The sequence below is a fragment of the Roseivivax lentus genome, assembly GCF_900156805.1.
GTDB classification, from domain to species: Bacteria; Pseudomonadota; Alphaproteobacteria; order Rhodobacterales; family Rhodobacteraceae; genus Roseivivax; species Roseivivax lentus.
Window position 1 is genome coordinate 1 of record NZ_FTOQ01000008.1, and the last position, 18,839, is coordinate 18,839.

The 18,839-nt window shown below is 67.6% G+C and carries 22 protein-coding genes; 10 read left to right on the top strand and 12 right to left on the bottom strand.

Annotated elements, in window-relative coordinates:
* The 4 genes from BW990_RS13170 to rpsL all read right to left on the bottom strand — a co-directional run.
* Window positions 1–95 (bottom strand): GTP-binding protein (locus BW990_RS13170; RefSeq protein WP_143526125.1); only part of this gene is annotated, 95 nt, incomplete at its 3' end.
* An 86-nt stretch (window positions 96–181) separates the two neighbouring features.
* Window positions 182–2,323 carry an elongation factor G gene (gene fusA / locus BW990_RS13175; protein ID WP_076448518.1) on the bottom strand — a complete coding sequence of 714 codons (2,142 nt, stop codon included), beginning with the start codon at window positions 2,321–2,323 and terminating at the stop codon, window positions 182–184.
* Between the two features lie 28 nt (window positions 2,324–2,351).
* Window positions 2,352–2,822, bottom strand: coding sequence for a 30S ribosomal protein S7 (rpsG, locus tag BW990_RS13180; RefSeq protein ID WP_076448519.1), 471 nt, complete (start codon window positions 2,820–2,822; stop codon window positions 2,352–2,354).
* 12 nt (window positions 2,823–2,834) lie between these two features.
* On the bottom strand, window positions 2,835–3,206 hold the full coding sequence (rpsL, locus tag BW990_RS13185) for a 30S ribosomal protein S12 (protein WP_005862801.1): 372 nt from the start codon (window positions 3,204–3,206) through the stop codon (window positions 2,835–2,837).
* Between the two features lie 475 nt (window positions 3,207–3,681).
* Here rpsL and BW990_RS13190 point away from each other — a divergent pair, with 475 nt between their 5' ends.
* The gene (locus tag BW990_RS13190) at window positions 3,682–4,512 is read left to right on the top strand and encodes a putative rhamnosyl transferase (RefSeq protein ID WP_076448520.1); all 831 of its coding nucleotides are present in this window, start codon (window positions 3,682–3,684) and stop codon (window positions 4,510–4,512) included.
* On the opposite strand, the gene BW990_RS13195 is transcribed toward BW990_RS13190, so the two are convergent.
* Window positions 4,445–5,353: a DMT family transporter gene (locus BW990_RS13195; RefSeq protein ID WP_076448521.1), complete on the bottom strand. Its 909-nt coding sequence runs from the start codon at window positions 5,351–5,353 to the stop codon at window positions 4,445–4,447. The two genes, BW990_RS13190 and BW990_RS13195, sit on opposite strands and share 68 nt — an antisense overlap.
* 256 nt (window positions 5,354–5,609) lie before the next feature.
* Between BW990_RS13195 and parE the strand changes: the two genes are divergently transcribed.
* From parE to BW990_RS13210, 4 genes are all read left to right on the top strand, one after another.
* Window positions 5,610–7,568 (top strand): DNA topoisomerase IV subunit B, encoded by a 1,959-nt coding sequence (gene parE, locus BW990_RS13200; protein ID WP_076448522.1) that lies wholly within the window; start codon window positions 5,610–5,612, stop codon window positions 7,566–7,568.
* Between the two features lie 823 nt (window positions 7,569–8,391).
* Window positions 8,392–8,523, top strand: coding sequence for a hypothetical protein (locus tag BW990_RS22465; RefSeq protein WP_268794339.1), 132 nt, complete (start codon window positions 8,392–8,394; stop codon window positions 8,521–8,523).
* Between the two features lie 169 nt (window positions 8,524–8,692).
* Window positions 8,693–9,391, top strand: coding sequence for a DUF1194 domain-containing protein (locus tag BW990_RS13205; protein ID WP_076448523.1), 699 nt, complete (start codon window positions 8,693–8,695; stop codon window positions 9,389–9,391).
* 41 nt (window positions 9,392–9,432) lie between these two features.
* Window positions 9,433–10,119, top strand: coding sequence for a hypothetical protein (locus BW990_RS13210; RefSeq protein WP_076448739.1), 687 nt, complete (start codon window positions 9,433–9,435; stop codon window positions 10,117–10,119).
* Window positions 10,120–10,151: 32 nt separating this feature from the next.
* On the opposite strand, the gene BW990_RS13215 is transcribed toward BW990_RS13210, so the two are convergent.
* From BW990_RS13215 to BW990_RS13240, 6 genes are all read right to left on the bottom strand, one after another.
* Complete coding sequence (locus BW990_RS13215) at window positions 10,152–10,562, bottom strand: cytochrome c (RefSeq protein ID WP_076448524.1); 411 nt, start codon at window positions 10,560–10,562, stop codon at window positions 10,152–10,154.
* A gap of 154 nt (window positions 10,563–10,716) precedes the next feature.
* Entirely contained in the window at window positions 10,717–10,914 is a 198-nt protein-coding gene (locus BW990_RS13220) for a CsbD family protein (protein ID WP_076448525.1), read from the bottom strand.
* Window positions 10,915–11,004: 90 nt separating this feature from the next.
* Window positions 11,005–11,484: a DUF6505 family protein gene (locus tag BW990_RS13225; RefSeq protein ID WP_076448526.1), complete on the bottom strand. Its 480-nt coding sequence runs from the start codon at window positions 11,482–11,484 to the stop codon at window positions 11,005–11,007.
* Window positions 11,484–12,203 carry a DUF4444 domain-containing protein gene (locus BW990_RS13230; protein WP_159441655.1) on the bottom strand — a complete coding sequence of 240 codons (720 nt, stop codon included), beginning with the start codon at window positions 12,201–12,203 and terminating at the stop codon, window positions 11,484–11,486. The genes BW990_RS13225 and BW990_RS13230 overlap by 1 nt, the downstream gene beginning before the upstream one ends.
* A complete protein-coding gene (locus BW990_RS13235; RefSeq protein WP_076448527.1) occupies window positions 12,196–13,260 on the bottom strand; it encodes an Mrp/NBP35 family ATP-binding protein in 1,065 nt (354 codons plus the stop codon). The genes BW990_RS13230 and BW990_RS13235 overlap by 8 nt, the downstream gene beginning before the upstream one ends.
* Window positions 13,261–13,268: 8 nt before the next feature.
* Window positions 13,269–13,457 carry a DUF6494 family protein gene (locus tag BW990_RS13240; protein WP_076448528.1) on the bottom strand — a complete coding sequence of 63 codons (189 nt, stop codon included), beginning with the start codon at window positions 13,455–13,457 and terminating at the stop codon, window positions 13,269–13,271.
* Between the two features lie 88 nt (window positions 13,458–13,545).
* Here BW990_RS13240 and BW990_RS13245 point away from each other — a divergent pair, with 88 nt between their 5' ends.
* Window positions 13,546–14,280 (top strand): hypothetical protein, encoded by a 735-nt coding sequence (locus tag BW990_RS13245; protein ID WP_076448529.1) that lies wholly within the window; start codon window positions 13,546–13,548, stop codon window positions 14,278–14,280.
* 190 nt (window positions 14,281–14,470) lie between these two features.
* Here the strand turns inward: BW990_RS13245 and BW990_RS13250 are convergent, their stop codons facing one another.
* A complete protein-coding gene (locus BW990_RS13250; RefSeq protein WP_076448745.1) occupies window positions 14,471–16,435 on the bottom strand; it encodes a 4Fe-4S binding protein in 1,965 nt (654 codons plus the stop codon).
* A gap of 146 nt (window positions 16,436–16,581) precedes the next feature.
* Between BW990_RS13250 and BW990_RS13255 the strand changes: the two genes are divergently transcribed.
* The 4 genes from BW990_RS13255 (at window position 16,582) to BW990_RS13270 (ending at window position 18,777) form a co-directional block, all read left to right on the top strand.
* Window positions 16,582–17,166: a DUF3305 domain-containing protein gene (locus BW990_RS13255; RefSeq protein ID WP_076448530.1), complete on the top strand. Its 585-nt coding sequence runs from the start codon at window positions 16,582–16,584 to the stop codon at window positions 17,164–17,166.
* Window positions 17,163–17,849 carry a DUF3306 domain-containing protein gene (locus BW990_RS13260; protein WP_076448531.1) on the top strand — a complete coding sequence of 229 codons (687 nt, stop codon included), beginning with the start codon at window positions 17,163–17,165 and terminating at the stop codon, window positions 17,847–17,849. The genes BW990_RS13255 and BW990_RS13260 overlap by 4 nt, the downstream gene beginning before the upstream one ends.
* Window positions 17,846–18,457, top strand: coding sequence for a TorD/DmsD family molecular chaperone (locus BW990_RS13265; RefSeq protein ID WP_076448532.1), 612 nt, complete (start codon window positions 17,846–17,848; stop codon window positions 18,455–18,457). The genes BW990_RS13260 and BW990_RS13265 overlap by 4 nt, the downstream gene beginning before the upstream one ends.
* A gap of 125 nt (window positions 18,458–18,582) precedes the next feature.
* Window positions 18,583–18,777: a twin-arginine translocation pathway signal protein gene (locus tag BW990_RS13270; protein ID WP_076448533.1), complete on the top strand. Its 195-nt coding sequence runs from the start codon at window positions 18,583–18,585 to the stop codon at window positions 18,775–18,777.
* Window positions 18,778–18,839 lie beyond the last annotated feature (62 nt).

The following is an 18,839-nucleotide window of genomic DNA, read 5'->3' on the forward strand; positions in this document are numbered from 1 at the left end:
ATCGCCGCCGTCAGCGTGGTCTTGCCGTGGTCGACGTGACCGATCGTGCCGATGTTGCAGTGCGGCTTCGAGCGGTCGAACTTTTCCTTTGCCATGATATGGCCTCCTGTTCTTTTGCGGATGGTGGGCTTTCGCCCACCCTACAATGGTGGGTAGGGCGGGGTTTCCCCCGCCACCCGGCTTATGCGTATTTCGCCTGGATCTCGTCGGAGATGTTCTGCGGAACCGGATTGTAATGGTCGAACTGCATCGTGAACTGCGCGCGGCCCGAGGACATCGAGCGCAGGTTGTTGATGTAGCCGAACATGTTGGCCAGCGGCACCATCGCATGGATCGCCACGGCATTGCCGCGCGGCTCCTGCCCGGTCACCTGGCCCCGGCGGGACGTCAGGTCACCGATGATGTTGCCGGTGTAATCCTCGGGCGTCACGACCTCGACCTTCATCATCGGCTCGAGGAGCTTCGCGCCGGCCTTCTTGAGGCCTTCGCGCATGCCCATCCGTGCCGCGATCTCGAACGCGAGAACCGAGGAGTCCACGTCGTGGAACTTGCCGTCGATCAGCGCGACCTTGAAGTCGATCACCGGGAAGCCCGCGAGCGGACCGGAATCCATCACCGACTTGATGCCCTTTTCGACACCGGGGATGTATTCCTTCGGCACCGCGCCGCCGACGATCTTGCTCTCGAACGAGTAGCCTTCGCCCGGCTCTGTCGGCGAAATCACCAGCTTGACCTCGGCGAACTGACCCGAACCACCCGACTGCTTCTTGTGGGTGTAGGTATGCTCGACCTCGTGGCCGATGGTTTCACGGTAAGCCACCTGCGGCGCGCCGATATTGGCCTCGACCTTGAACTCCCGCTTGAGGCGGTCGACGAGGATGTCGAGGTGAAGTTCACCCATGCCCTTCATGATGGTCTGGCCCGACTCGATGTCGGTCTCGACCTTGAAGGACGGGTCCTCGGCGGCAAGCCGCTGCAGACCGGCGGACATCTTCTCCTGGTCGGCCTTCGTCTTGGGCTCGACGGCGATCTCGATCACCGGATCGGGGAAGGTCATCGTCTCGAGCACGACCTGCTTCTGCGGATCGCAGAGCGTGTCGCCCGTGGTCGTGTCCTTCAGGCCCGCGATGGCGATGATGTCGCCGGAACCGGCCCAATCGATCTCTTCGCGCGAGTTCGAGTGCATCATCATCATCCGGCCGATGCGCTCTTTCTTGCCCTTCGTCGAGTTCATCACCGAACCGCCCTTCTCGAGGAGGCCCGAATAGATGCGGGTGAAGGTCAGCGAGCCGACGAACGGGTCGTTCATGATCTTGAACGCGAGGCCCGCGAAGGGCTGCTCGTCGCCGGGGCGGCGTTCGATGTTGCGCGTCTCGGTCTCGTCATCCGGTGCGAAGCCCATGTAGGGCGGCACGTCGAGCGGACCCGGCAGATAGTCGATCACGGCGTTCAGCAGGGGCTGCACGCCCTTGTTCTTGAACGCGGAACCGGCCAGCACCGGAACGAAGGACATCGACAGCGTGCCCTTGCGGATCAGCGCCCGCAGGGTCGGCAAATCGGGCTCTTCGCCTTCGAGGTACTTCTCCATCGCGTCGTCGTCCATTTCGACGGCGAGCTCGACGAGATTGGCGCGATATTCCTCGGCCTTGTCCTTCATCTCGTCGCGGATGTCCTGGATGACCCAGGATGCACCGAGATCCTCGCCCTTCCAGACCCATTCCTTCATGGTCACGAGGTCGATGATGCCCTCGAGCTGATCCTCCGCCCCGATGGGCAGCTGGATCGGCGCCGGGGTCGCACCGGTGCGGTCCTTGATCATGTGGACACAGTTGTAGAAGTCCGCGCCGATCTTATCCATCTTGTTGACGAAGACGATCCGCGGGACCTTGTAGCGGTCGGCCTGACGCCACACCGTTTCGGTCTGCGGCTCGACGCCCGCATTCGCGTCCAGAACGGCAACCGCACCGTCGAGCACGGCCAGCGAACGCTCGACTTCGATGGTGAAGTCCACGTGTCCGGGCGTGTCGATGATGTTGAAGCGGAACTTGGCTTCCTGCGGCGTGTCGCCGTAGATGCCGGTCGGGTTCTCGCCGTCCTCGGTACGGAACCAGAAGGTCGTGGTCGCAGCGGAGGTGATGGTGATGCCCCGCTCCTGCTCCTGCTCCATCCAGTCCATGGTCGCGGCGCCGTCATGGACTTCGCCGATCTTGTGGGACTTGCCGGTGTAGAACAGGATGCGCTCGGTGCAGGTGGTCTTGCCTGCATCGATATGCGCCATGATCCCGAAGTTCCGGTAGCGGTCGAGAGTGTATTCGCGTGCCATTGGGAATGGTCCTCAGGCTAGATTGTTATTACCAGCGGTAGTGGCTGAACGCCTTGTTGGCATCGGCCATCTTGTGCGTGTCTTCGCGCTTCTTCACCGCGGAACCGCGGGACTGAACCGCGTCCAGAAGCTCGCCCGCGAGGCGCTCTTCCATGGTGTTCTCGTTGCGGCCGCGCGACGCGATGATGAGCCAGCGGATGGCCAGCGCCTCACGGCGCTCGGGACGCACTTCGACGGGCACCTGGTAGGTGGCACCACCGACGCGGCGCGAGCGGACCTCGACGGCGGGCTTGATGTTGTCGAGCGCCTCGTGGAACACCTCGACGGGTGCCCGTTTGATCTTGCCTTCGACGCGATCGAGCGCGTTGTAGACGATCCGCTCGGCGACGGATTTCTTGCCGTCGACCATCAGGTTGTTCATGAACTTGGTCAGCACCGTGTCGCCATATTTGGCGTCGGGCAGAATCTCGCGCTTTTCGGCGGAATGACGACGGGACATGGTGTAATCCTCTTACTTCGGACGCTTGGCGCCATATTTCGAACGGCGCTGCTTACGGTCCTTGACGCCCTGGGTATCCAGCACACCGCGCAGGATGTGGTAGCGCACACCGGGAAGGTCCTTCACACGACCGCCGCGGATGAGCACGACAGAGTGCTCCTGCAGGTTGTGGCTTTCGCCCGGAATGTAGCTGATGACCTCGTAGCCGTTGGTCAGACGCACCTTGGCCACCTTCCGCATCGCCGAGTTCGGCTTCTTCGGCGTGGTGGTGTAGACGCGCGTGCACACGCCCCGCTTCTGCGGGCACTGCTCGAGGTGCTGCGACTTCGAGCGCTTGACTTTGGGCTGCCGCGGTTTGCGGATCAGCTGCTGAATCGTTGGCATTCCGGATTCCCCGTATAGCTCACATATGGGTGCGCAAGGCCCGGGCCCGGCGCGGTTTCTCTGGGTCGGCATGCCCGCGCGTCCGCGGGAACACCTGCTGTCTCGCTGAGAGGGCCTCCGGGGCGCCTGAATGGCTGCGCCGCCGTCTCCGGTCTGGTCCCCGCCATGGCCACGATAGCCCGACGCAAAAAGCCGCATTCGTTCCCTCATCTCGGGAACGACGCGGGAGATACCAGAGGATCGGGGCAACAGGGCCCGGATCATGACCGCTTCTCGTCTGTATGGTCAGACCGGATGCCACGTGGCAGGCCGGTCAGGATGGGCGGCGTATATGGGGAGTCGGGTACCTTGTCAACAGCCCGGGGGACACAGTTCCCGGCAGCGATTTCGCCCTGCAGGGACGGGCCTTGCCCGCATCGCCGCCCGCTGTCAGCCTGCGCCCCGAAGGCACGGTTTCGCGCGAGGCACAATCGACATGCAGGTGATCGGATTCTGCCGCTTCTCCTATCCCGCCGAGGGCGGCTTCCAGGTCGAGCATGACGACCTCGCCGCGCGCATGGCCTATCTCTACGCCCCCGCGCGGCTCGATGAAAGGTTGCGGCTCTTCGAGACGATCTGCCTGCCCTCCATCGCCGCGCAGACCGATCCCGACTTCACCTTCGTCATTCTGATCGGCGACAGCCTGCCCGAACCCGCCAAGGCGCGGCTCGAGGCGCTGGTGGCGGGCGTGCCGCAAGCGGTGATCGACGCCCGCCCGCCCGGCGCCCATCGCAAGGTCTGCCAGGACGCCATCAACGCCGCCCGATCCGACATGGCCGCGCCCTGCCTGCAGTTCCGCCATGACGACGACGATGCCATCGCGGTGGATTTCGTGGCCGCGCTGCGGCAGGCGGCGGCGGATTGCGCGGCGCTTTGCGCGGCGCACCGGCTCGTCGGGTTCGACTGGAACCGCGGCCACCTGGTCAGCGCCGATGCGCAGGGGCTCTGCGCCGAGCCCGTGGTGCATCCCTATTGGGGGGTGGCGCAGGCCCTCCACGTGCAGGGCGGCGTGCGGCAGAGCGTGATGAATTTCGGTCATCAGAAGATCGCCCTGCACATGCCGACGGTGACCTTCAACGCGCCCGACATGTATCTGCGCGGCCATAACGGCTTCAACGATTCGCGCCAGAAGGCGCATGTGAAGCCGCATCCCCTGCCCCGGCTCGATGCCGCGGGCGAGGACGCGATGCGCGCGCGCTTCAACGTGGACGCGGACCGGATCCGGCAGGTATTCGCGTCTGCGTCCGGACCGCGCGCCCGCGCCTGAGGGTGAAGACGCCCGCGCCGACGATGATCGCCGCACCCGCGAAGGTCAGCGGCTCGGGCCATTCGCCGAAGACCGCCCAGCCCAGCACCAGCGCCCAGATGAGCGAGGTATAGCGGAAGGGCGCCACCGCCCCCACATCGCCCACCCGCATCGCCGCGACCGACAGGAAATAGCCCGCGGTCACGAAAAGCGCCGAGCCCAGCACCAGCCCCGACAGGCGCGGCGTCATCGGCGACCAGCCCTGCACCGCCGTCAGCCCGACCGAGAACAGCGTCACGGCGATGGCCGCCGACAGCGTCACCAGCAGCGACGGCACCGCGACCGACATCCGCCGCGTCACCAGATCGCGCAGGGTCACGAAACCCACCGCGATGAGCACGTAGACCGAGGCCAGCGTGAAATCCCCGGTGCCGGGCCGGGTGATCAGCAGCATGCCGACAAAGCCCGCCGCGATGGCCGACCAGCGCCGCCAGCCCACCGCCTCGCCAAGAAACAGCGCGGCACAGAGCGTCACGGTCAGCGGCACCGATTGCAGGATCGCGGTCACGTTGGCGATGGGCAGCGCCAGAAGCGCGGTGAGGAAGAAATAGGCCGCGCCGATCTCGGCCGCGCAGCGCAGCGCGATCAGCCGCGCGTCGCGCGCGGGAACACGCCGCAGCGCATGGAAGCGGCGCGCGAGCAGCAACAGAACGGCGATGGCGATCACCCCGCGCAAGAGCAGGATCTGCCCCAGCGACAGGTCCGTCGCCGCCGCCTTCACGAAGACATCGTTGATGGTGAAGGCCGCCATCGAGGCCATCATCAGACCCGCCCCGCGGCGATTGTCGGCATCCGTGCTCATGGAGTTCGCTCTTAGACCTCCGCAAGTCCCGCGCAAGTGTTTTCAGGGCGGCGCGGAAAGGCTCGGCGCGGCGGGCTTGTCCGACCGTGGAGCCCGTGCGGCGCCCGGCCGCCCTGCCCCAAGTCCGAAAACACGGCACGACCGAACGCCACGAGCCTCGGCGGCGCAACCCACATATAGTGACGCTTGCCCCGCCCTGCGCCAGATGGTCTAATCCCTCTTCAACCCAACCACAGAATCCGGGACCGAGCAGCGCATGGCCGAAGACCTTCTCGCGGGGCACGAGCCCACCGATTACGACGCCTCCTCCATCGAGATCCTCGAAGGGCTGGAGCCCGTCCGCAAACGCCCCGGCATGTATATCGGCGGCACCGATGAACGCGCGCTGCATCACATGGTGGCGGAAATCCTCGACAATTCCATGGACGAGGCCGTCGCGGGCCACGCCAACCGCATCGAGGTGGAGCTGCTCGCGGACGGGTCGTGCCTGATCCGCGACAACGGGCGCGGCATCCCGATCGACCCGCATCCGAAGTTTCCCGACAAGTCCGCGCTCGAGGTCATTCTCTGCACGCTGCATGCGGGCGGCAAGTTCTCGGGCAAGGCCTACGAGACCTCGGGCGGCCTGCACGGGGTCGGCGCCTCGGTCGTGAACGCCCTGTCGGACCTGATGGTGGTCGAGGTGGCGCGCAACCGCGAGGTTTACGAACAGCGCTTCTCGCGCGGTGTGCCGCAGGGTCCGGTGGCCCGGATCGGCCAGGCCCCGAACCGGCGCGGCACGACGATCACCTTCCACGCGGACCCGGAGATCTTCGGGCATCACAAGCTCAAGCCCGCGCGGCTCTTCGCGATGGTCCGCTCCAAGGCGTATCTCTTCTCGGGCGTTGAGATCCGCTGGAAAACCGCCATCGACGACGGCGAGACCCCGAAAGAGGCCACGTTCCACTTCCCCGGCGGCCTCTCGGACTACCTGACCGAAAGCCTTGGCGGTGCGGCCACCTACGCCGCCGCCCCCTTCGCGGGCACGGTCGGTTTCCAGGAACGCTTCGGCAAGCCCGGCAAGGTGGAATGGGCGATCAACTGGACGCCGTCCCGCGACGGCTTCCTGCAAAGCTACTGCAACACGGTGCCGACCCCCGAAGGCGGCACGCACGAGGCGGGTTTTTGGGCCGCGATCCTCAAGGGCATCCGCGCCTACGGCGAACTGGCCAGCAACAAGAAGGCCGCCAACATCACCCGCGAAGACCTGGTGACGGGCGGTTGCGCGCTGGTCTCGTGCTTCATCCGCGAGCCGGAATTCGTGGGCCAGACCAAGGACCGGCTGGCCACGGTCGAGGCGGCGAAGCTCGTCGAAGGCGCGGTGCGCGACCATTTCGACAATTGGCTGGCCTCCGACACCAAGTCCGCGGGCGCGATCCTCGATTTCCTCGTGCTGCGCGCCGAGGAACGGATGCGCCGCCGGAAAGAGAAAGAGACCGCGCGCAAATCCGCCACCAAGAAGCTGCGCCTGCCCGGCAAGCTGACGGATTGCTCGTCGAAGACCCGCGAGGGCACGGAGCTTTTCATCGTCGAGGGCGATTCCGCAGGGGGTTCGGCCAAGGGCGCGCGCTTCCGCGAGACCCAGGCGCTGCTGCCGCTCAAGGGCAAGATCCTGAACGTGCTGGGCGCGGCCTCGTCGAAGCTGGGCTCGAACGCCGAAATCTCCGATCTCTGCGAGGCGCTCGGCGTGGGTCTCGGGACCAAGTTCAACCTCGACGACCTGCGCTATGAGAAGATCATCATCATGACCGACGCGGACGTCGACGGCGCGCATATCGCCTCGCTCCTGATGACGTTCTTCTTTTCGCAGATGCGTCCGCTGATCGATAACGGGCATCTCTACCTCGCCTGCCCGCCACTCTATCGCCTGACCCAAGGCGCCAAGCGCGTCTATGTCGCCGACGACGCCGAAAAGGAGCTTTGGCTCGAAAAGGGGCTCGGCGGGAAGGGCAAGATCGACCTGCAGCGCTTCAAGGGTCTCGGAGAGATGGACGCGAAGGACCTTAAAGAGACCACGATGGACCCCGCGACGCGCAAGCTGATCCGCGTGACCATCGACGAGGACGAGCCCGGCGAGACCGGCGATCTGGTGGAGCGGCTGATGGGCAAGAAGCCCGAGCTGCGGTTCCAGTACATCCAGGAGAATGCGCGGTTCGTGGAGGAGTTGGATGTTTGAGACTCAATTTAGATCAGGTATCTTTACCGCGCATCACCTACTAAATGCTGGGCGCGATTGAGCTGTGATACCTAAATATTGACAAGTCGGCAGGTATCTGGCTGAGTCGAGATAGCCCGAATCGACGGGGCAGACTGGAGCAGTCTCTTGACCAAGCTTTTGAATGTCCCTTGCCGAAGATCGAGAGCGGCAACTCGAGATGAGCGCCCAAAAGGGCTCAACTGGTAAGGTTTAAATCGCACCACGCTTTTGCCGAAGTGTGGTCCGCAACACCACGAATAAAGGCGCTTTGGCCCAACAGCGTGAAGCTCGCGGCCCCCGAGGCCCCTGGAAAAGGCTCGTAACCTCGCGGATAAGATCTTAGGCGCACCGTCTGGGCGTTCCCTGCTTGGCTCCAAGGCCCCACAAGTGTGGCAAACCCTTGAGGCTTGCAGGCGGAGAGAGACGGTGCGCCGCGCCGACATCTTCAAATAAAACAGCGCACCGTATCGAGCGCCGGTCCGGCGGGCTGGCGCTTAAACGGCTGAGGTCCGCACTTTACCTCCCCACATCATCGCGCCGCCGGAACCGCGCGCCAGCGGCCCCAAAGCGCCGGTCCGGTCGGGCCGGGCGCTTCACCGCCGCCAGACACGGAACACGCGGCGAAAATATCCCGCGCCGCAGCCCTTGCGCTGCACCCGTCGCCCTCCCCATTTCTAACGCGCAGCGCGCGTGGCGCGTCTGTCTCACCGGTGACATCGCCCTGACCTGTCAGGCAACCCTGCCCCTCTGAGCGCGACCCCGGGAGGCATTGGGCCTGCCGGAGCTACAAGGGAGACCTCCAATGTCCAAGAGCAAGAACCGCGGGAACCGCGAAGCGAAAAAACCCAAGAAGGAAAAGCCGAAGGTGCTTGCGACCGCGACCAGCGCGGCCGGCAAGTCGACGACGACCATCGCGGGCAAACCCGTCAAATAAGCCGCCTTGCGGCCGGCGCTCATGGCCTGCCCCCGGGGCGCGCGGGCCATGAGCGCACCCGGCATGATGCCATGACCCTGGCAACCAGTCCGGGGCGGTGCCGTTGCGCCCAAGAGATCACCCACCAAAACGTGAGCCGCCCCGCGCGCCGCCATGCTACGCTCACCGGATGCGCCACGTCCTCACAGCCCTCGCCCTCCTCGCCACGCCGCTTGCCGCGCAGGACACCGACCTCGAACTGGTCCTCCTCGCCGACGCCTCGGGCTCCATCGACGCCGCCGAGATCGCCTTCCAGCGCGAAGGCTACGCCCAGGCCATCACCGACCCCGAGGTGCTCGCCGCCATCGCCGACACCGCCTATGGCTCCATCGCCGTGACCTATGTGGAATGGGCCGCGAACCAGGCCGTGGTCGCGCCCTGGACCCGCATCGCCACCCTCGAACACGCCGAACGCTTCGCTGCCGACCTGCTGTCGAAACCGCGCCAGGCCTATGGGCGCAACGCCATCGGCTCTGCGCTTCTGGCGGGGCTCGAATTGATGGAGACCAACGATATCGACGGCTGGCGCCGCGTCATCGACTTCTCGGGCGACAGCGTCAACAACTATGCCGGCCCCTCCATCGCCGACGCCCGCGCGCAGGTGCTGGCCGCGGGCGTCACCATCAACGCCCTGCCGATCCTCAGACCCGACGATCCGGGCCGCGCCCATGGCGGGCTCGAAGCCGCCTACGAGGCCCAGATCATCGGCGGAATGGGGGCCTTCGTGGTCACCGCCGAAAGCCGCGCAAGCTTCGCCGAGGCGGTGAAACGCAAGCTTATCCTCGAGATCTCGGGCACCCACGCCCTGCCCCGCCATGCCGAACGGTGACGGGCTTGCCGCGCCCGCCGCTTTGCGGTTCCATGCCCGCCATGCGCCCGATCCTGTTTCTCGCCCTCGCCCTTCTCGCCACGGCCTGCGGCCGCCCGCTGACCGACAACGAGACGGCCTTCGCCCGCGCGCTGCACGGCGACGCGATCAACCCCGCGCGCGTGCGTTTCCATGACGGGCATTTCGCGGGCTCCTACAATTACACCCGCCCGGCGCGGCCCCGCGTCACCTGCCAGGAACGCATCTTCCCGCCGCGATCGGGCGAGGTCACGGTGTCGCCCGGCGCCACCACCTTCTTCAACCGCGTGCTCTACCGCGAGGACCTCTACCGCGACGATTTCCTCGGCGAATTGCCGGAGGTGATCGACCTTTTCGACGCGATGCTCTTCGCCCACGAGATGACTCATGTCTGGCAGTGGCAGAACCGCGACCGCACCGGCTTCACGCCGTGGCGCGCGGCGCTGGAACACACGGCCTCCGCCGACCCCTATCTCTTCGAGACGGACCAGGGCGATTTTCTCGATTACGGCTATGAACAGCAGGGCTCCATCGTCGAGGAATACGTCTGCTGCCGCCTGCTCGACCCGGATGCCCCGCGCACCGCGCGGCTGCACCGGATGATCGCGGGGGCGATGGATATCTCGGCGCTCGACACGGTTCTGAACGCGCCGCGTATCCGCATTCCCTGGGCGGAGGCCGAGACGGAGAATATCTGCCACGCGGAGTGAGGCGCGACGCGCCCCCGGCCGGGCGCGCCCGATCAATCCTGCAATGTCATCAGGTAGGCCGCGATGTCCGCGATCGGCGCGGGCATCATCACCGGCTGGCCCGACGCGGTCTTCAGCGCGACCGATTGCACCCCTTCGAAAAAATCGCCGTAGACCGGCATGGGCGAGCCATGCGCGATCAGCGGATCGCGCCCGTCGATGCGCATCACGACCCGCACCAGCGGGAATTTCCCGTCCTCGGCCGCGGACAGCGCCGTGAGGTCGGTGGGCTGGATCAGGAGCGCGGGCGCCATCGGCCCGCCCCCCGTCGCATCGAGACCGTGACAGGTGGCGCAATGCCGCGTGAACAGGGCCTCGCCCGCCTCGAGGTCCTGCGCCGCCAGCGCGACAGGCCAGAGAAACGAGACGCTCAGACAGATGGACAGCACGAGCAACCGGCGCATTGGGGCATCCTTTCGTGACGGGACGCTGCAGCCTGCGGCCGAATCCGCGCCGGCGTCCTTGATCCGCGTCAAGAACCGGCGCGATGCACCGCCCGTACGGCAAAAAGGCGGCTCGGGGGCCGCCTCTTGCAGGGATCGTCGCGATGGCGCGGGCTCAGAGCTTGGCGAGCCACTCGTCGAACTCACGCTCCGCCTCTTCGCGGGTCTTGCCGTACTTGGCCTGGATCTTGCCGATCAGCTGCTCGCGCTCGCCGCGGGTCTCGGCGACCTCGTCGTCGCTCAGATCGCCCCATTGCTCGCGGATATGGCCTTTCATCTCGGTGAAGCGGCCCTTCAACTCGTCCATGTTCATGTCGTCTCTCCTTCAGTTTCCTGAAGGACCAACGGGCCGGCACGGCGCGCTGTTCCGTCTTCGCGAAAAAATACGACTCTCGGGGTAATCTTATTCCTCCATGTCGCCATGCACCGCGAAGGCCTCGAGCTCGGCCTCCTGCGGCTCGATCACGCGGTAGGCCTCGCGCACCCCCGCATCGGTCAGCTCGCGCGACACGGTCAGGATGGTGTTCGGATTGAAATCGGCGCACATCTCGGCCATTTCGGCGATCTCGGCCTCGGCCACCGCGCGCGCATCCTCGATCGAGGGCGCGCCGTAGATGGCGACGAAATGCTCGGCCAGCCCCTCCACGAGGCGCACGCGCTCGGCCTCCTCGATCTGGGTGACGGCGATGAAGGTCACCCGCCCGAAGGTCTCGAGCCCGAGCCAGCCATTGGCGAAGGCCTGCCGCGCCTTGCCCTCGAGGTCGCCCTCGCCCCAGTTGGAAAACTCGAAACCGCCCGAGATGCACCATTCCCCGGTGCGCGCGGGGCTGGCGAAGACACGGGTGTCGCTTTCGTCGAAATGGATCGCACGGGCGAGGTTCATCAGGGCTGCTCCATCATGAGGGAGAGGGGAAGAAGATGCGTCGTGCCGTCCGCTTTCACAAGCGCGCCGAGCCGCTCGTCGAGGCCCAGGAAATGCCCGCTGCGGCCCGCCAGCGTGACCTCCTCGCCAAGCTGCCAGACCAGCCCGGAATATTCCCGGTGCAGCCCCGAAAGGCCGTCCGTGTCCCAGTCATGCAGCCAGTGCAGAAGGTGCCGCGCATAACTTTCGAGGACCGGCATCGGGGTCAGGTTGCCGCAGCCCTCCGCATGGAGCGTGGTCTCGTCGGGATGCATCCCGCCATCCGCGTCGCGCGGCACGAAATGCAGATCCAGCGTCACCACCAGCCAGTCCGGCGCGGCGTCATCGGCCGAGGCCGGCGCGATCATGGCGATGCGCCCGGCGCGCCCGCCATTGACATGGACCGAACCGTCCCAGCCGAGATGCACCGCCACCTCCGGCGGCGCGACGCTGCCCAGCGCGTTCTGCAGCGCGACACCCGCGAGCGGCAGCATCACCGCCGCCTCTTCCCGGGGCCGGTCGGGGGCGAAGACGATGGCCGCATGCAGGTCCTCGGCCAGCGCATCATACAGGATCAGCCCGGGATCAGCCCCCGCCTCGGCGGCGCGGATCGCGGCGGCGCGCGGCGCCTCGCCCGCCACCGCCCGGCCGGTCAGCAGCGGCGGGAAATCCGGCGCGCCCCCGCCCATGCCGTCACGCATGCCCGTTCCTGATGAGGTCGCGCGCCACGGTCCGGAAGGCCTGCGCCTGCGTGCTGTCGGGCTTGGAGACGACGATCGGCGCGCCGCCATCGGACGCGGTGCGGATATCGAGATGCAGCGGGATCTCCGCCAGAAGCGGCGCCCCCAGCTTCTCGGCCTCGCGGGCGACGCCGCCATGGCCGAAGATGTGTTCCTCGTGCCCGCAATTGGAGCAGATATGCGTCGACATGTTCTCGATCATGCCGATCAGCGGCACCTTGAGCTGGGTGAACATGTCGATGCCCTTGCGCGCGTCGATCAGCGCCACGTCCTGCGGGGTCGAGACGACGATGGCGCCGTCCACCTGGAACTTCTGGGACAACGTCATCTGCACGTCGCCGGTGCCCGGCGGCAGGTCCACGATGAGCACGTCGAGCGCGCCCCATTGCACCTGGTTCATCATCTGCTGCAGCGCGCCCATCAGCATCGGCCCGCGCCAGACGACGGCCTGGCCCTCGTTCATCATGAGACCGATGGACATCATGGTGACACCGAAATTCCTGAGCGGCAGGATGGTCTTGCCATCGGGGCTCGCGGGCCGGCCCGAGACGCCCAGCATGCGCGGCTGCGAGGGCCCGTAGACATCCGCATCGAGCAGGCCGACGCGGCGCCCTTCGGCGGCCAGCGCACAGGCGAGGTTCGACGACACGGTCGACTTGCCCACGCCGCCCTTGCCCGAGGCCACGGCGAGGATGCGGTCGATCCCCGGCACCTTCTGCGGCCCCTTCGGCTTGGGCTTGGCGCCGGTGCCCAGGTCGGGCGGCGGCTTCGGCGCGGAATGCGCGGTCATCACCACCGAGACCTTCTCGGCCCCCAGCGCCTTGACCGCGGCCTCGGCGGCCTCGCGCACCGGCCCATAGGCCGCGCCCTTGTCGCCCGGCACCTCGAGGACGAAGCGCACGGCGCCGGTCTCCTCGACATTCAGCGCCTTGACGCGGTTCGCACCGACGATGTCGCCGCCGGCGGGATCGGAAATGCCTTTGAGTGCGGTCAGAACCGCGTCGCGTGTCAGAGCCACTTTTGTGCTTATCCCTTGATTGTGCCGGTCACGGTATGGGTCAGGTCGAGCCCCTCGATCGTCAGGGTCACCCGCGCCTCGAAGCTTTCGCCCTCGATGCCGCCCTTGGCCGCGACCGCGTCCTCGATGGCCTTCTGCGACGTGACACCCACCTGCTTCAGGAACTTCCGCATCGACATGTTCAGTTCTTCGTTCATCGCCTGGCCTCCCCCATCAAAGCGTTGACCTCTGTAGGATAGGCCCACTAGCCTTGCAAGCCACGACACCACCGGCAGGGAGGGCCGGATGCGCCTCATCACCGTTCTGTGCGCGCTCCTCGCGGGCGGCCCGGCTCTCGCCGAGGCCGACAAGCGCTTCACCCTCGCCGCGCCCGCCGCGCTGGAAGACAGCGGCCTGCTCGATTTCCTGCTGCCGCGCTTCGCGCTCAAGACCGCGACGCGGATCACCCGCGGCGCCGATCCCGCCAGCGCCGACGCGGTCTTCGGCGACGGCGGCGCCGCGGTCTTCGAAGGGCCCGACCGGGTCTGGTCGCTGGCGGTCTCGGACGACCCGGATGCGCAGGCCTTCGCGGACTGGCTCGGCTCCGATATCGGGCGCGCCACCGTGGCGGCCTTCACGCGCGACGGCCGGGCGCCCTTCTCACCCGAGTTGAAGGTTGCGGTCGCGGTCAAGGCGCTCGAATTCGACGGCGACGCCGCGACCGGTGCCGACCTCTCGCTCAGCCTCTGCGGACGCTGTCATGTGGTGGGCGCCATCAACCGGATGAATTCCATCGGCTCGACCCCGTCCTTCGGCATGCTGCGCACCCTGCCCGACTGGTCCCGCCGCTTCGAGGGCTTCTACGCGCTCGCCCCGCACCCGGCCTTCACCCAGATCGCCGAGGTGACCCCACCCTTCGACCCGCGCCGCCCCTCGCCCATCGCGCCGGTCGAGATGACGCTGGACGAGCTCGACGATATCCTGGCCTTCGTCGCCGCGATCCCGCCCGCCGATCTCGGCGCCCCGGTGCAATCCCGCTGAGCGCCGCAACCCCGACCGGACCCACGCGCGCCCAGACAGGCCGAACACGCCCGGGCCATTCCGGCGTCCCGCGCCGACGCCCCGGGCGCCCCGCCCTCTCACGATCGGACCGGAAATACCTCCGGAGGTCTGGAGGCAGCGCCTCCAGCGCGGCCGGAGGCCGCGATCCCCCGCGCCGCAGGCCGCGCGATCAGTGATCGCGCCGCTTCGAGGGCCCCTCGGCGATGTAATCCTCCGAGGTCCGCACGCGCGGACGCTCGCCCGCGGCGAAGGGATTATTGGTCGAGTGGAACTGCGCCTTGACCCGGCAATCGTCGCACATCTGGATCATCCGCACCGCGTCCGGGTTCGCGAACATCGCATGGTTCCCGGCGAGCTTCTCGGTGATCCGGTCGATGGTGGATTTCACCCCGAAGAGCGATCCGCATTCGATGCAGGCGAAGGGCTCCTCCTCGTTCAGCACGACCTGGGAGAGGGCCTGGTCGGTGACGTTCATCCTCGGGGCCAGCGTGATCGCCTTTTCCGGGCAGATGGTCGCGCAGAGCCCGCATTGCAGGCAGGCATCCTCCTGGAACAGCAGCTGCGGCTTGTCGGGATTGTCGCCGAGCGCCCCCGACGGGCAGAGCGACACGCAGGACAGGCACAGCGTGCAGGCCTCCTGATCGACGAGCACCGCGCCATAGGGCGCGCCTTCGGGCAGCGCGATGATTTCCGCCTCGGGCTGCAGCGCCTTGGCGGCGACACGGGTGACCTGCCGCCGCGTGCCGAGCGGCAAGGCCGGGGCCGCCAGCGCCGCCGCCGCCCCGCCATATAGCGCCTCGGGCAGCGCGTCGGGATCGGCGAGATCGAGCAGGCGCACCGCCTCGGTGCCGCACAGCGCGTTGGCCAGCGCCGCCTCGCCCTCGGGCGTGGCACGCTCCGTCCGCGGGCTGAGCAGGATGTCGACCCGGGCGAACCCCGCCGCCAGCGCCGCCACCATCTCCGCATGGCCGAACCGCGCGATGGCATCGGCCTCGAAGGGGATGACATCGGCGGGCAGGCCGCGTCCGAACCGCGCGGCAAGGCGGATCATCTCGCCGCCATGCGCGGCGTCATGGACCAGAAGCCGCGGCGCCCCGCCGCCCGCGGCGCGATAGGCCCGCGCCAGCACGTCGAGCCTGCGGAAGACCGTCGCGACCGGCGGCGCGTCGTAGCTGATCGCCCCCGAGGGACATAGCGCCGCGCAGGCGCCGCAGCCCGCGCAGACCATCGGATCGACGCTGACGTGATCGCCCTCGGGGCTGATCGCGCCGGTCGGGCAGATGTCGAGGCACTTCGAACACCCGGTCTGCCCGGCGCGCGAATGGGCGCAGAGCGCGGGTTCGGCGCGGATATAGAGCGGCTTCTCGAAGGTGCCGACCATCTGCGCCGCCTGTGACGCCGCCTCGGCCAGCGCGACGGGCCGCGCGGGATCGGCGCGCAGATACCCCTCGCGCTTCTCGGGGGCCGGAAAGAGCGGCGTACCCCCCCGGAGATCGAGGATGATGTCGCACTCCGCCGACGCCCCGTCGCGGGGCTGGCCGAAACCGAAGGCGCCGCGCCCGCCGGGCACCAGTTCGCGGAAGCCGTCGATGCGCACGGAAAAGCCGCCCAGCGCGCCCGAGGCCCGCACGACGTGCCCGCGCACCACGTCGAAGCGCCGGTCGACCGGCGGCTCGGTCTCGTCGCCCTGCAGCACCGTGACGGCCAGCTGATCGGCCAGCGTCGCGGCGGTCTCGAAGGCCGCCGTGCCGTCGCCCAGGATGAAGCAGGTGCCCTCCGAGGTCACGTCGCGGCTGCGCGCGGGCGGAACCTCGATCAGCGCCTCGGCGGCCAGCGCGGCCTGTTTCGGCGCGGCGCGCGCGCCCTCGTCAGACCAGCCCGCCCGGTCGCGCAGATCGACGAAGCCCGGCGCATCCACGCCCAGCTCCTCGGCCAGCATCTCGAAAAAGGCGCTTTCCTGCTGGCAGGCGATGAGCACCTCGCCCTCCGCCAGCGCCTTCGCGGTGGCCTCGGCCTCTTCCTGGCAAAGCGCGCGATGCACCCGGCCGACCTCCAGCCCGGTCGCGGTCGCAAGTGTCGCCGGGTCCAGGTGCTGCGAGCCCAGACAGTCGCAGATCAACAGGCGTTTCACGATATTCCCTCCCCATCGTGACGCGTCCCGGCCCGCGCGCGGCGGAGCGATCCACAGGGCGGCGCGGGCTCGGGAAATTGTGATTTTCGATAGCGGCCCGATGGCGTATACACAAGACAAGGCTCAAAAAGAACGACATGACAGGGCCCATGGGAGAGACCGCTATATCCTTCACCGACCGCAAGGCGGCGAGCGTCCCCGTCGGGGTGATCGTCGAACGACGCCCCGGGGTCACCCGCTGGGTGCGCGAAATCTGGCAGCCCAAGGCGCTGTTGCCGCAGGCGCCGCCGGCCGATTGGCGCGAGCTGCGCCGCGATGGCGGGCGCATCGAATACCATGCCGCGACCGTGCCGCTCACGCTCTATCGCGGCGAGGCGGAGGCCTATCGCGTGGCGCTCAGCGAACCGGTACCCGCGGCCTACGTGGTGCTGCGTCCCTCGGCGCGCGAGGGCTTTCCGTGGTATGTCCATCTGGTGACCGCGTCGCCGCACGAGGCCGCCCTGTTCCAGCAATCCGGCGACGAGATCGTGGAAAAGGTGGCGCTGCCCGATGACCTCGTCGGATGGGCCGGGCGCTGGGTCGAGGCGCATTACCACGAGGAGCCCTTCGTGAAACGCAAGCGCCGCCGCGCGGAAGGCCCCGAGGCCGACAGCCCGCTCGGCGATCCGCGCATCTCCAAGCCCACCGACATCTACCGCGCGCCCACCGAACGGCGTCACGGGGGCGGATCATGAGCCGCCCGCGCGATTTCTGGTCCCGCCGCAAGGCCCGGGTCGAGGCCGAAGCGGCCGAGGACGCCCGCAGGGCGGAGGAGGTGCGCGCCGACGCCGTGGCGGGCGAGCTGGCCGAGAAGACCGACGCCGAGATCCTTGCCGAATACGGCCTGCCCGACCCCGACGAGCTGGTGCCGGGCGACGGCATCGCGGGGTTCATGCGCCGCGAGATCCCCGAACGCCTGCGCCGCCGCGCGCTGCGTACGCTGTGGCGCTCGAACCCGGTTCTGGCCTGTGTCGACGGGCTCAACGATTACGACGGCGATTACACCAATGCCGCGACCGACATGCCCGGCGTGAAGACCGCCTACCAGATCGGCAAGGGCATGAAGGCCCATGTCGAGGCGCTGGCCGCCCAGGAGGAGGCCAAGGCCGCCGCGCTGCAGCCGCGCCCCGAGGCGCCGTCCGCCGAAGATGCGCCCGCCCCGGCGGAGACCGCCGAACCGACGCCCGTCCGCACGGCCGCCCGGACCGGCGTCGCGGAGCAGGCCGACGCGCCCGAACCCATTGATGCTGCAGCCGCATCTGCGACCAAAGTCGCAGAGGCGACCCATGGGAAGGTCGCAGTACCATCGTATACAGATGACGGGGAACCGCCCCTCCGGCCACGCCGGATGCGATTCCGTTTCGAGGAGATTGGATGACCCACGCTTCCAAGGCCGATATCACCGTGAGCGAAGAGGACCGCCTGCGCGCGGATCTCTACAATTTCATCGGCCTGCTTCTGGCTGGCGCGCCGGACGAGCTGTTGCTCGCGCAGGTCGCGGGCCTTTCCGGTGATGACAGCGATCTCGGCCAGGCCATCACCCGGCTGGCGGAATGCGCCCGCACCTCGAAGCCGAAGGATCTCGAGCGCGAGTTCAACGCGCTCTTCATCGGTCTCGGCCGGGGCGAGCTTCTGCCCTATGCCAGCTACTACCTGACGGGCTTTCTCAACGAAAAGCCGCTGGCGACGCTGCGCCAGGACCTGCGCGCCCGCGGCGTGACCCGCGCGCCCAACGTGTTCGAGCCCGAGGACAACATGGCCTCGCTGATGGAGGTGATGGCGGCACTCATCGTCGGCCGTTTCGGCCCGCCCGCCACGCTGGCCGACCAGAAGACCTTCTTCAACCGTCACATCGGCCCCTGGGCCGGGCACTTCTTCGCGGATCTCGAGAACGCGAAATCGGCGATGCTGTATGCCGCCGTGGGCTCGGTCGGACGGGCCTTCATGGAAATCGAGCGCGAAGCGTTCCGATTGTCGCCGGAGTGATCCGGCCCGGGTCCGGCGCATCCGCGCCCGGGCCACAGCGCTCCGACGGTCCCGGGAGCAGAACGATCGGGATCGCACAGCCCGGACCGTACGCGGTCCGAATGACACCGAAGGGAGACATTGGGATGTCGACAGACGAGAAGGCGGACAAGGGCCGCCGGGACTTCCTGAAACTGGCCGGGACCTCGGCGCCTGCCGCGCTCGCGGCGGTCGCGATCAGCGGCACGGAAGCGCAAGCGGCAGACCTCGCGGAGACCGGGAAATCCGGCATGCAGGACACCGCGCATACCCGCGCCTATTTCGACAGCGCCCGTTTCTGACGGACGGTTTTGTTTGATAACCGGTGACAGGGCAGCCGCCCGAACGCCGGATCCTGGCCCGA